The sequence below is a fragment of the Psychrobacter sp. Marseille-P5312 genome, assembly GCF_900291405.1.
Lineage (GTDB): Bacteria > Pseudomonadota > Gammaproteobacteria > Pseudomonadales > Moraxellaceae > Psychrobacter > Psychrobacter celer.
The window spans coordinates 1,751,240-1,765,739 of record NZ_OLML01000001.1 but is presented as its reverse complement, the minus strand read 5'-3'; the positions used below and the strand labels follow the sequence as shown (position 1 = coordinate 1,765,739).

The 14,500-nt window shown below is 44.9% G+C and carries 5 protein-coding genes; 3 read left to right on the top strand and 2 right to left on the bottom strand.

The genetic code is table 11. The features are described 5' to 3' along the window. Positions 1 to 114 precede the first annotated feature (114 nt). From metH to drt3b, 3 genes are all read left to right on the top strand, one after another. Positions 115 to 3,930 carry a methionine synthase gene (metH, locus tag C6W44_RS07565; protein ID WP_105244883.1) on the top strand — a complete coding sequence of 1,272 codons (3,816 nt, stop codon included), beginning with the start codon at positions 115 to 117 and terminating at the stop codon, positions 3,928 to 3,930. Between the two features lie 455 nt (positions 3,931 to 4,385). Continuing rightward, positions 4,386 to 5,606, top strand: a complete 1,221-nt coding sequence (drt3a, locus tag C6W44_RS07560; protein ID WP_105244882.1) for an antiviral reverse transcriptase Drt3a — start codon at positions 4,386 to 4,388, stop codon at positions 5,604 to 5,606. After that, the gene (gene drt3b, locus C6W44_RS07555) at positions 5,606 to 7,609 is read left to right on the top strand and encodes an antiviral reverse transcriptase Drt3b (RefSeq protein ID WP_158676705.1); all 2,004 of its coding nucleotides are present in this window, start codon (positions 5,606 to 5,608) and stop codon (positions 7,607 to 7,609) included. The genes drt3a and drt3b overlap by 1 nt, the downstream gene beginning before the upstream one ends. A 353-nt stretch (positions 7,610 to 7,962) precedes the next feature. On the opposite strand, the gene C6W44_RS07550 is transcribed toward drt3b, so the two are convergent. Further along, entirely contained in the window at positions 7,963 to 8,103 is a 141-nt protein-coding gene (locus tag C6W44_RS07550; RefSeq protein ID WP_105244880.1) for a DUF2256 domain-containing protein, read from the bottom strand. Between the two features lie 15 nt (positions 8,104 to 8,118). Next, complete coding sequence (locus C6W44_RS07545) at positions 8,119 to 14,298, bottom strand: DNA repair ATPase (protein ID WP_105244879.1); 6,180 nt, start codon at positions 14,296 to 14,298, stop codon at positions 8,119 to 8,121. Positions 14,299 to 14,500 lie beyond the last annotated feature (202 nt).

Sequence of the window (14,500 nt, the reverse complement as noted above, 5' to 3'; positions counted from 1 at the left end):
GCGAATTTGCCTATTCTACTTTGTGGTAATAACCGGTAGTTATATACGCGTTATGTACTGACACCTTTTTGCCTTCTCCTTTTTTAAAATATTGACGAAATAAGTAGCGCTCCTATGAATCAACAGCCGACGACTCAACAGCCAACCTCTCAGGCTTCTTCGCAAACCGATCAATCAGTACCGTCAGCGGACGACGGCTTTGTACTAACGCCACCTGCCGTCTTTCCTTATAAAGAGCAGCAGCTCACCGCGCGCGTGCGTATCACTGAGCAAATGCAGTCGCGTATTTTGATGCTTGATGGGGCGATGGGAACGCAGATTCAGACATATAAGCTCGAGGAAGCCGACTATCGCGGTGAGCGCTTTGCCGATATAGAGCAAGACGTGCGCGGCAATAATGATCTGCTCGTGCTCACGCAGCCGCAGATGATACGCGACATTCATCATGATCATCTCGCAGCAGGCGCTGATATTATCGAGACCAATAGCTTTAATGGTACGCGGCTATCGATGTCTGACTACGAGATGGAATATCTGGTACCAGAGCTGAACAAGACCGCAGCGCAGATAGCACGGGCGGCAGCTGACGAATTTACCGCGAAAACCCCTAACAAGCCGCGCTTTGTCGCTGGGGTCATCGGCCCAACTTCGCGTACCTGTTCGATCTCTCCTGATGTCAACGACCCTGCCTTTCGCAATATCACCTTTGATGAATTGGTGCTCAATTACCGCGAGGCGACACTGGCACTGATCGAAGGCGGCGTCGATATTCTATTGATTGAGACCATCTTTGACACCCTAAACGCCAAAGCGGCGATATTTGCCATCACCGGCGTCTTTGATGATATTGGTTTTGAGCTGCCGATTATGATCTCAGGCACCATCACTGATGCCTCAGGTCGGACGCTATCGGGTCAGACGGCGGAAGCGTTTTATAACTCTATCCGTCACGCCAAGCCTTTATCAGTTGGCTTTAACTGTGCGCTCGGTGCTGATGCGCTGCGCCCGCATATTCAGACGCTCTCAAACATCGCCGATACTTATGTCTCAGCCCACCCTAATGCCGGCTTGCCAAACGAGTTTGGGGAGTACGATGAGACCGCCGAGCAAACCGCTGCCCTGCTTGAAGGCTTTGCCAAAGCGGGTATCCTAAACATCGTTGGCGGCTGCTGCGGGACGACGCCTGAGCATATCCGCCACATTGCAGATATGGTGGCGAACTATCCGCCGCGCACCATCCCAGAGATTGCGCCTGCTTGTCGTCTGTCTGGGCTTGAGCCGTTCAATATCACCGCCGACAGTCTGTTTGTCAACGTTGGTGAGCGTACCAACGTCACAGGCTCAAAGAAGTTCCTGCGCCTAATCAAAACCGAAGCCTATACTGAAGCGTTAGATGTCGCGCGCGATCAGGTCGAAGGCGGTGCGCAAATCGTTGATATCAACATGGACGAGGGCATGCTCGACTCCAAGCAGGCGATGATTCATTTTGTCAATTTGGTCTCAGGTGAGCCAGATATCAGCCGTGTGCCGCTGATGATAGACTCGTCAAAATGGGACATCATCGAAGAAGGGCTTAAACGTATTCAAGGCAAGTCAGTCGTCAACTCCATCTCGTTAAAAGAAGGTTATGACGAATTTGTCAAGCATGCCAAGCTGTGTATGCGTTACGGGGCTGCAGTCATCGTCATGGCCTTTGATGAAGACGGGCAAGCGGATACTTATGAGCGCAAAATCGAGATCTGTCAGCGTAGCTATGACGTGTTGGTCAACGAAGTTGGCTTCCCGTCTGAGGACATCATCTTTGACCCCAATATCTTTGCGGTCGCAACCGGTATCACCGAGCACAATAACTACGGCGCTGACTTTATTAATGCGACAAAATGGATCACCGAAAATTTACCCAACGCCATGGTGTCAGGCGGTGTGTCCAACGTCTCATTTAGCTTCCGTGGTAACCCCATTCGTGAAGCCATCAACTCAGTATTTCTTTATCATGCGATCCAAAACGGCTTGACCATGGGTATCGTCAACCCGTCGATGCTTGAAGTCTATGACGACATCCCTGTCGAGGCGCGCGAGGCGATTGAAGATGTGATGCTCAATCGCAATCAAGGCGAGAGTGGACAGGATGCCACCGAACGCTTGATGACCATTGCTGAGAGCTATCAAGATGGCGGTAAGAAAAAAGACAGCACCGTCGATATGAGCTGGCGCGAGGGCACGGTAGAAGAGCGCATCGCCCATGCACTGGTCAAAGGCATCACCACCTTTATCGAAGCCGATACCAAAGAAGCATGGGAGAAATACCCCAAACCGCTCGACGTTATCGAAGGGCCTTTGATGGATGGCATGAATATCGTCGGTGACTTATTTGGCTCGGGTAAAATGTTTTTGCCGCAAGTGGTCAAGTCGGCGCGCGTCATGAAACAATCGGTTGCTTGGCTCAACCCGTATATCGAAGCAGAAAAAGTCGAGGGCGAAGTCAAAGGTAAAGTCCTGATGGCAACGGTCAAGGGCGACGTCCATGATATCGGCAAAAACATCGTCGGCGTGGTCCTCGGCTGTAACGGCTACGACATCCTTGACCTGGGCGTGATGGTGCCGTGCGAGACGATTCTCGATACCGCTATCAAAGAGAAAGTCGATATCATCGGCCTATCAGGACTGATTACCCCGAGTCTCGATGAGATGGTCTATGTCGCCAAGCAAATGCAAGAGCGCGGCATGACCCTGCCACTGATGATCGGCGGTGCCACCACATCTAAAGCGCATACCGCGGTAAAAGTCGAGCCGCAATACCAAAACGATGCGGTCATCTACGTCTCGGACGCCTCGCGCTCGGTCGGCGTGGTGACCAAGCTGCTGTCGAAAGAGCACCGTCAAGGCCTGATCGATGAGACCCGCGAAGAATATATCAAGGTACGTGAACGTCTGGCCAAGCGCCAGCCTAAAGCGGCCAAGATATCATACGCTGACGCCATCAAGCGTGGTTTTGACTATGATTGGGATAACTATGTGCCACCTATACCAAATACACTCGGCCAAGTGATACTTGACGACTATCCGATCGCAACCTTGCTGCCTTACATCGACTGGACGCCGTTCTTTATCTCTTGGGGTCTAGCAGGTAAGTATCCAAGAATCTTGCAAGATGAGGTCGTTGGTGAAGCGGCGCATGATCTGTTCGATAACGCCAAGAGCCTGATGCAAAAAATGATCGATGAAAAGTTAGTCGTCGCTAAAGGGGTGTTTAAAATTGCTCCAGCCAAACGCACTGGCGCAGATACGATTAGCGTTTATGACAAATCGCCTACAGATGGTGGCCAACCTACGCATACCTTTGAGCATCTGCGCCAACAGTCGGACAAAGCCAGCGGCAAGCCAAACTTTAGCTTGGCCGACTTTATCTCACCGTCGGACACGCACACTGATTATATAGGCGGCTTTACCGTCTCCATCGTCGGCACAGAAGACCTCGCTGAGCAGTACAAAGCGGCAGGCGATGATTATAATGCCATCATGGTACAAGCGCTGTCTGATCGCCTCGCCGAAGCCTTTGCCGAGCACTTGCACGAGCGCATTCGTAAAGACTATTGGGGCTATCAGGCTGATGAGACCCTCACCAATGATGAGCTGATTAAAGAAAAATACGTTGGCATCCGCCCAGCGCCTGGCTATCCGGCTTGCCCTGAGCATACGGAGAAAGGTAAATTGTTCGATTGGCTGGGTACAGTGGACGCTATCGGTACAAGACTGACGGAAAGCTTTGCAATGTGGCCAGCATCTTCGGTCAGTGGCTTTTATTATTCGCATCCTGATAGTGAGTACTTCAACGTCGGTAAAATCGGCCGCGACCAGTTAGAGGATTATGCCAAACGTAAAGAGTGGGATATAAAGACGGCTGAGAAGTGGTTAAATCCGAATTTGTAACTTGTTATAAGTTCATAAGAGGTTCGGTAAGAGATATTCAGACTATTTTGAGCGGGGTTGGCTTTAGTAGCTAATCCCGCTTTTTGCTTTTATCTGCCAGTCTAGGTGTGAGGATGGATCAAGCGAAACACTGCTTCGCCCTGACGCAAGAGGAAACCTATGATTTTCTGTGACTAAGTTTTAAGCCGCTCCTGTTGCCTCGATACCGCCTCAAAACCTAGCTACCGCAACTCGCCTAGCCCGCCAGGATATACGCAACAATCGGGGCTAGACCGCTCCTCCAATTAGAAGCTTGGCTATAAAATTAAATTCACCCAACCGTAAGGTATATATTGCGAACCCTTGTAACTAAAGATATAGTAAACTAACTGTAGTTTAGAACCGTAAACTACTTAAAACTTCAATATTTTCAGGGCTTAAATTTATTAGTAGTCAATTCAATAAGATGGTGCTTGATGTTAGATCAATCAATTAATGAAAGCAGTTTAAAATATATAATTAATGACTTTGAGAAGAAGGTTAAGTTCAAGGATGACTTTAGTGAAGGCGATGATGCAGTGGTTTGTAAACTACTTCAGGAGTATAGTAAAAATCAACCTTTTCCACCACTAGAGGTTATAAAAGTTAGAAAGAAGACAGCATATACAGTTTGTGACATATATTCTTATTATTTGTTGAAACGTTTAAATTTAACTTTTAAAACTATCAACTCACTCAAGCAAGCTAATCGTAACGAAATAGTCTCTTCAATTGTAGCCTTAATAAAAGATAAGAGACCCTACAATATTATTAGACTAGACATTAAAGATTTCTATGAAAGTATAGATAGAAACACTATTCTACAAAGTATTGAACAGGATATAGCTTATAGTAAATCAACAACAAACATTCTTAGAAAATGGTTTAACTGTTTTGAAGAAAGTAAGGTTTTTGGTTTACCAAGGGGTTTAAGTATAAGCGCCAGTCTAGCAGAATATTACCTTAGAGAATTTGATGAAAGTACGCGAAGAATTGATGGTGTGTTCTACTACGCAAGGTTTGTAGACGATATCATTGTTTTTACTACACGACCTGAACATGAGATAATAGCAACTCTTGAAAATAATTTACCATTAGGTTTAAAGTTTCATAGCAAAAATAATAAGAGAGCAGTTATTGAAGTACCTATAGGACATAAAAATAGTAATGAAAATCTAAGCTTCAATTACCTAGGGTATGAATTTACTATTACAATTATAGGAAGAAAGCTTGAGACTAGGGTAGATTTTTCTAATGTAAAAATCAATAGCATCAAAACAAAGATTGTTAAAGCTCTATTAGACTTCGAGAGAACTAGCGACTTTATATTGTTAAAATCTAGATTAAGTTTTTTAACTCATAACTACTACATTCATAATAAGTATCGTGATACTAAAATTCGAAGTGGAATCTACTATAACTATCTATTTATTAGCCATCCTCTACAATGCAGACTTAAAGACTTAGATAGTTTCATGAGAAATTTATTATTTAATAAAAGCTTATGTAAGCGCATTATAGGACAAAATCATAGTCTCTCGAATGAACAGTGCAAAATTCTTATAAAGATGAGTTTTTCAAAGGGTTATAATAATAAACTTTTTCATAAGTTCGGGTATAGAAAAATGATGCAAATTAAATCATGTTGGAGCTTCTAGTGAGTAAAAGGAAATATCATTTAGCTTCTGATGATTATTACAGAGTATTATTATCAGATTTACAGCCTTATCACATGCCTTTAATATTTAGTAATAAAGGGTTCTATGAAGCAGTTAAGTCGAACAATAGGTTTAATGAGGTTAATAAAAGTCTAGATAGTGAGGATTTAAGAAAATTTGAAGTCAGACACGCTACTGTTCCTTTCTTTTATTATATAAGTAAAAATTCAAACTCACTTAGAGAGCTATCTTTAATACATCCATACCAACAATTGAATTTCGTTGATTTCTATAAGAATTATTATTCACTAATTTTATACTACTGTAGCAAAAGTAAGTTCTCACTACGTTACCCATCAAAGAAGAATAGTACCGTATATACCTTAAGGCGCGGAAAAGTATATGAAAAGCTGATTAAACAGTTCAAATCGGATCATCCAGACTTAGCTTCAGAGGACAAAGAGTTTAAATATGCTTCTACTTTTTTTGCTTATAAAAAATATGATTTTAATTATAAGTTCTATGAATCAAACGATTTTATTAAACTTGAAAGAAGATATTCCAACTTAAAAATGATTGATGTATCTCGGTGTTTTGATAGCCTTTATACGCACAGTATAAGTTGGGCAATTAGAAGCAAGGATTACATTAAAGTTAATAAAGGTGGATCAAACCAATCCTTTGATGAAGATTTTGATAAGTTGATGCAAAATGCAAATCATCAGGAAACAAATGGTATTCTTATAGGTTCAGAAGTTGCTAGAATATTCGCTGAAATAATACTTCAAGATATAGATCAAAAAGTTCTTGACTCACTTAATAGCAAAGGAATATTTAACAATTCAGATTATACGATAAGACGGTACGTTGATGATTTTTGTATATTTGCTAAGAGCAAAGAAATAGCAGATAAAGTAACTGATGTAGTCGCAGATGAGCTTAATTCTTACAAGCTATATATTAATACCAATAAAACTAAATATTTTTCAAGACCTTTCATAACTAATCGCTCCAGAAATATTACTGAACTTAGGCGACTCGTTAAAAATAAAATGAGCGATACACTTGAAAAAGTAAATATATTTAATGAAGATAATAGTCTGAAGGATTACTATTATTTCCCCAATAAAACGTTAATGTATAATCCTACGAGGTCTTCTACATACTTTATAAAGGATATAAAAAGTTATTGGCATGTTGAAGGAGAATATGAAACTGGCTTCTCAAACTATCTTCTAAGGGCATTAAATGAACAGCTTTTAATGTTCGTAAATAAATTTAATATAATACACACTGAACCTGAGGATATAAGTTTAGATACAATTATAAACTATCTTATTTTTATTTTCGATCTAGCATTATATGCATTTTCTTTAGAACCTAAGGTAAATCTATCGTTTACATTCTCACGTTTAGTTCTAGTTATGACCCGACTTAGTAAAGTCGAACTAAAAGACTACCATGAAAAACTTGCACATAGGATTCATACGGGTCTGACTGACCTGCTAGAAAATGAACTATCTAGAGATTGTACATGCATGGTTGAAAGGTTGAATATATTATTATTACTTAATGATATTGGTGAATATTACTTACCAAATGAACAAGATTTAAAAAAGTATTTATTCAATGAAAGTTACGAAAATCTCAACTATTTTTCTTTAATTACCGGTCTATTTATTGTAAAACGAAAATCAAAATACAAAAACATTCTTAATTTTATTATTGAAAACATAAAGTTTAGATTAGAAAGTCTTCCCAACCCTAAAAAGTCTTCAGAAGCAATGCATTTATATATGGACTCTATGAGTTGTCCCTATATAGATAAACACGATAAAGAATCTATTACAAATATAGTTATACACAGTGTTAGCCAAAATAGACGAACCCAAACTATCAAGGATCATGTAGAGTTTTTCAGTAAATATTATTGGTTCGTTGACTGGCAGGAGGTAGATATTTTAAATAAATTGTTTAGAAAACAGTTGAGACGAGCTTATTGATTTGTTAACTTGTTAATGACACTCTACTTTGCTGTCTGTTTACGCTGTTTTCAGCGGAAGTTCTTATAACTTAAACCCAATTTGAGTACATTTGAAAGTTAGTTTGTAATACAGTGATGACTCATCCGTTATAATGTACATCAACAGTAGGGAAGCATGTAGTTACTTTAATACATGCACACACTATACAGAAGCAGTAGAGTGTCACTTTATTAACTTATTTTATTTTGCTTTTAACCCTGTTTATATCCTTGGATTATACTCTGTACATTAGTCATAACATGAATAGTTGTATAAGGTAGGTTACGCCTCGTCTGCATTCTCTACGAGAATTTGACAAGTCTAGCACTACCCTACTTATCTTTACTTCTTCGACACCGCTCCGAACAATACACCACATTGTCCCAATCTTTCTCCCACTTCTTACGCCACGTAAACGGACGCTGGCAGACGGGGCAAGTTTTTTGCGGTAGGTTTACTTTTTTATGTGCCATGATGACCCTTACCGATTACTCATAATCATCAAATATTTTATTCAACCTGTTTAGGCTATTGACGATCAGCTTGCCTGATTGATCGGTGCTGCTGTCAATCGCCAGCTTCTCATCCATGCGCATCGTTAGCGGTGCAAGCGCATCTTTGAGAGCGTGTGCTATCAGCGCGGCCTGCTCTGTGACATTGGTGGTCGATGCTTGATCGTCAGTACGGCTTGATAGACTCTGAGCCATCTGCTGTGCCAGTTGCTCGAGCGCGCCCACCAGTTGTACCATCAGCTGTTTTTGCATCTCTTGGTTTTGTTTGAGGTACTCGCCTTCGGCTTTATGGTCGTGCTTGTAGAGCTGTGTTAGCTGGTTCATACTTTTCTCAAAGCCATTGTCGATACTATCGCTGACGACTTTAGCATTGTTAATAAAGCTATCGGCAAGGATTTTTTGTGACTCAAGCTGGGCGTCTCGTTTTATTTGCTCAGCTGACTCGTTTAAACGCGCCAGCTGCTCAGGATCATTTTTCGTTACATAGCTCTCAAACTGACTGCTAATGGCATGAAAGCCGCTAGCAAGATCGACAAGCTGCGCGACGATACGTGCGCCGATATCGCCATCCTCGCCGCCCATGGCTTTGTTGCGCAAAAAGTCGGCTTTGATTTGCGCCCAGCGTGCCTTTTCATCCTCTGTCAGCACGCCACGCATCTCACCAAGCTTAAGCAAGTTGCTCTCTGCGCCTTGGGTGAGTAGCTGCGACTCGCCCAAATAGTGATCATCGATTAGCTGATCCAGCTCTGCTTGATTCATGACGGCCGATAGTTTTTCGGTCATCTTATTCATATTGCGATAACTGCCTTGCAGTTTAAATATCGGCTCGGTGCGGTATTTATCATCTTGCGAGGCAGAGGCAATGTAGGCCTGATTGACATCAAGGATGACTGCTTGTACGGCAAACATATGACGCAAGACAGCAACAATTTCATTAACTTCTGAGGTGCTATACGGATAGCTCAGCTCGCTAGCTTGGGCTTGCGCGAGGTTTGCATTGTCGGCCTTTGCCATTTTAATCAGTCGATGCACATCGCTTAAATCACGATTGGCAAGGGGCGCGAGTACCTTGTTTGAGGTCAAGGCGTTTTCGATATAACTGAGCGCAAACACCTCCTCCATACCGCTCATGATATCGCCAAGATTATAGATATCGGCGCGGTTGGCGAGCATATCAGGGACTTTAAAGGCTTCGCCGCTTTCAGTATAGGGGTTACCCGCCATGACCACACAGAACTTTTTGCCGCGCATGTCATAGGTTTTGGTCTTGCCTTGCCAAACGCCATCGATGCGCCGCGTGCCATCGCCCAGTGAGATGAATTTTTGTAAAAACTCGGCGTGCGTATGCTGGATGTCATCCAGATAGAGCATGACGTTATTGCCCATCTCAAAGGCAAGGTTAATCTTGTTTAGCTCCTCGCGTGCGGTGGCATTGGGCGCTTTTTCGGGGTCGAGGGAGGTGACATCATGACCGAGCGAGGGACAGTTTATCTTCATAAAAATAAGCCCTAAGCGGCTCGCCACATATTCCATCAAGGTGGTTTTGCCGTACCCTGGCGGTGATATCATCATAAGGATACCCATCAGATCGGTACGCTTGTCCTCACCGACGGTACCCATTTGCTTGGCAAGATTGTCACCAATCAATGGCAGATAGCTCTCATTAATCAGGCGGTTACGCACAAAGGATGATAGCGGACGCGGCATAAACTCATTTAGCCGCAGCTCGTCTTTTGCCTCATGCAATATCTCAGTACGCATCGCCAGATAGCGCCTATAGGCCGGAATGACTTGGCTGTCGTGATGATGCAAACGGCTTAAAAAATCATCGACCGCAAAGGTGAGGGTCTGCTGATGAATACGCTGATGCTCGCCCAATAAGCTGCCCACCTGTATCTCAAGCGCCACCTTACTTGTACTACGTGCAAAGCTTTGTACTTGATTTAGCGAGTGCTTGCCATTGGATAAAGACGAGGATGCTGCTATAAAGGATAAAGTCGATGCCGAGGCCTGCTCCGGCGCCCTTGCATCAACGCTGACGCCCGACGTACTCAAGCGCTGCAATAAAGATGAGCGCATGGGGTCATCTAACTGGGTGAGCATGATAGCAATCGCTTCAGGTACATAATGGCGACCGATCTCCACCTGCTGCTGACGCCGCGCTTCCTCTTCTGCTCGCTTAGTGCGCACATCTTCGCTAGGCGCATCATCAGCGTCATCATCAGCACTGCTACTATCTGTAGTCTGATCTGTAGCTATGCTATCTAGCAAAGCATAAAACCAAGTGGCTAGTAGCTCATAGGCAGATTTGGGCTGCAAGGTCAGCTTGCCAATAGAGGCCTGCAGCTGCGTCATGCTTTGAGTAGCTTGCCCGCCGCTTGGGGTAGCATCCAATGCTTGGCGCAGCTGATCACACAGCGCTTGTGCTTGCTGGCTGGTTTGCCATGATAATGATAGCTTGTGATCGACAGTATCACTATCTAGACCACTGGCGAGCATCCCACTTGCATCAGTGCCAGCCTGCCCCATGACACTGACCAAGTATTCGCAGGCTTGCTGTACGTACTGGTGTTGAAAGATAGTGGCGTCATTGCTATTGCTAGTATGATGACTATTACTGCCTGTATGGCTGCCATCATAAGCCGTAACAAACTCGCGCATGAGCATGGTCATATCAGCAATTAATAGCGCCTGCGCCCGATCGCTGCCAAGGCTACGCCGCAGCTGCTCGGCAGTTACTGCTCTATCGAGCCAGCTGCCGACTTGTATCAGCACGTTTTCATTTAGCCAAGTGTCATAGCCAAAGGGGCGCAAAGCCTCTAGGCCAAGCGCTTGTACAAGGGACAGTTGCCAATAAAACAGCTGCGCCAGCGCGCGCACTTGCGGCGTATAAATAAGTAAACCGGCATCGCGTAGCGTGGGCAGGATTTGGAGCAATAGCAATGTGGCGTCATGATCATGAATGCCTTTGTCAAACCCAAGCTGATAACGCGGCGTGGCATAAGCTTTGACCAATGCGGCCAGTGGACTGCTGGCAGTAATCTCGCCGCTGCTATCTATCGTATGAGCCGCATTGGCCATACTGACCGTGTCGTCATAAGCCTGATACAGACGCGCCTGCGTCAGGCCGTCTTGATTGTTTTTCGCGCTCTCGATGATGCGATAGGCCAAGTATTCAGCGCGGTACACCGTATCAGACTCAGAGGCGATACTCATGTCCCAATACGGACGCAGCGCATTTAATTCTGCATTATCGAGCACTTCATAATAGTCGGTACCCGTCAGATGCAAATTAAGCACGCGCGTACCATCGGACTGCTGACGACTGAGCAGCGTTAAGTCCAGCGGCTGAGTGTTGACCGAAAAGCGATGACGGCCAAGCTTGATGATCTGCCCACCGTCTTCAAACAGATCCGACTTGTCTTTGAAACTCTTATAGCTTTCAACCTGAATGGCTTTGAGGCGTGCGTCGATATCGTCTGCTTTGACGCTAAACCCCATCTGTTGTAAGTCTTTGGCGATGCTCCGTACTTTTTGTACCAGACCATCAGAGGCAAAGTAAGTATTGAGCGCTTCTTCCTCGGCAAACCCAGTGACACCAGTGCTTTGGGTGCGTTTTTTGATACTCTCAAGCATCCGCAGTGCGCCATCGCCTAGGTTTTGCGCCCGGCGATTACGGGCATCGAGCAGCTGCTGTTTATGATTTTCAAAAGTATCAAAAATCTCTTCGCGCTTGGTGATGATATCTGCCAAAAACTGATCGCCGCCCCCCGTCTCAGGATCAGCAAACTGACTCTCAAGCTCCTCTAGCTGCACCAGTAGCTTGGCCATTTGCTCGTCTGATTTCTCCGGCGTATTGGCAATCGACAAGGCATTGGCAATCGACTGACCAAACAGCTTAAACTGCGCCCCAAATTGCGCAATCACTTCGGCAGAACCTAAGCTTTTACGTTTATGATTGAGCTTGGCTTTGTTTTGATTGAGGCGCGAGTAAATGGACGATATGTCATCGATGATTTGCGTACGGACGGTGGCATCAGCGACATCGAGGGTGCCCAGCAGCTCGGTCAACAAGTCCAGCCCTGCAGCGGTATCGTCGATTTGCTCAAGCACCGGTTTGAGCTCGCTATTGGTTTCGGCGGTGTCTAGACGTTCGCTGACATCTGCTAAGATATCCTCATAACTGGATAATGCCTCCTCACCGCTTAAAAACGTCACGGTTTTTTCGGCCAGCTCGCTCTCTGCTTCCTCCAATTGCTTTTGCAATGCTTGTAACTTATCACTATCTAAATAACGCAAGTCCTCTAAGCCGACCAGCCGACCTTTTTGCCGCCTGAGCGCCGATAACTGCGCCACATAGTCACTGGCTGACTCAAAATTTGTGATTTTTATTTGCCGTAGGATATCATTTTGCTGAGCGTCGGCATCCGCTAGTGCTGCTTGGGTTTGTTTTTGGATGCTTTGGACTTTGGCAAACTCATCAATGACCAGCTCGGCGGTGGCGGTGACGTCTTTGATACTGCCTGCAATATCGCCCAGCTCTGGCTCGGACAACCAATAATAGCTATCAAAGAGACGGCTGGTATTGTCGGCGAGCTCTTCATAAAGCTTTTGCGAGACGCTTTGATTGTCAATGAGGCGAGTGATACTATAAAGATCTGAGATACCACGTACCAGCTCTTTGTTACCGATTTTGCCATAAAAGCTCGTGCTTTCAGGCAACTCGCTGACATGCTCATGCGACGCATACGGCGTATGCCATATCTGCATTGGATGAATGCGTGACGGCTCATTTTGCGCACTAAACAGCACCAAACGGCCGTTTTCAGCCAGCGCCATGCCGTTACAATAAATGGGGTTTGCCAGCTGTTTTTTGATAAGGTTGTAAGGAAATAACCCCGTGACGCCAAGTGCTCGGTCATAAAACAAAAACAATACATCTTCGCCATTGGGCGAGATGATCTTACGTTTAAACTTTAGGTTTTTTCCCGTGCCGCTACCCGTACTGGTATTGGCATCGCCATTATGAGCATCAAACAGCTTATACTCGCCTGTCTGCAGATAGTAGCCTCCAGGGAAGATGATGCCGTGATCCTCAGGCAGCTGTACACACGACTGCCCGATGGCATCCAGCCGCAGCACAGCCTCGGTCAAGGTGTTATAAACAAAGTAGCGATAGCTGTCCTCGCGATACGGTAATATCTTGAGCAAAATCAAGCTGCCCACCTTGGCATAATCAATCTGAGCATCGGTAAGCGACTGGGTACGGTCATCGACCGGCTCACTATAGATGCCCTGCCCTGACTCGGTATTGTTTTCGATTTTGATGGTCAAGTCACCGCCGACCGTTTCCACAAATATGGTGTCTAGGATATTCATGTGCGGATATTTGCCATTGATCATCTGCTCACGCGTGGTCTCTATCCACTCAAAATCATAAGCAGGTGGTAGCTCAATATCGCGCTCACCGCGATTGTCGACATAAGCCACTTGCGCAGCCCTTGGTGTGCCTTCGCTAAAATCGAGCGCAAAGCGAAACACCCGAATATCGCTGATACGCTCACCGATCTGAAACGCCAGCAAAAGCTTGCTGTCTTTGACCGTCAGCTGCATAAGGCGCGTTTGCTTGTAATAGCGGTATAGCTCGTTGAAGTCTTGCACAAAAGCTTGCTGATCTAAAAAAGTCCCTGCCAACTCGACTTCTTCTAATTGATACGCCTCTTCTTGATTGGCTTGGCTTTTCTGCGCGCCCTCCTCAGCCGTATCGCCACCATCAGTTGCCTTGCTCAGACGATATAGCGATAGCACATCCTTGATACTACTGGCGCGCTTAAGCCCCATAAATACGTTGTAACCAAACAGCAAATAATCACCGACCTGTACCATATCTTGCGCCACGCAGTTATATTCGGTACGAATGCGCGTGCGGGCAATCACTTGCATCTGTGTGCTGCCAAACTCTTGTAGGCGCGCATTATTTAAAGTCGCGGTTTGCTGCTCTAAGCGGCTGCCTTGCTCGGTAAGGCGTTTTTTTATAAGCTCATAGGCGTTACCTGAAGCGACGGCCTGATCGGCTTGACTGCTGGGCTGGGCTTGATTGGCTTGGCTATCGTTGTCGGTGCTATCTAGATTGGTTGGGTTTTGCGTATCCGCCATCGTGAGTCGTCCACTTCTGTTTTTATATAATAAGAGAATTTTGGGCAATAAGAAAAGATGAGATAAATCTAAGAAAATCTTGACTGGTCTAAAAAAACGAAAAGTAACGTTAAGCGACAAAGACGTGGATAAGCTTTTTTAGACCAGCCAGCTCGGTACTGTCATGAGCTGACCAAAAAACCTGCCGCCACAGCAGCAGATT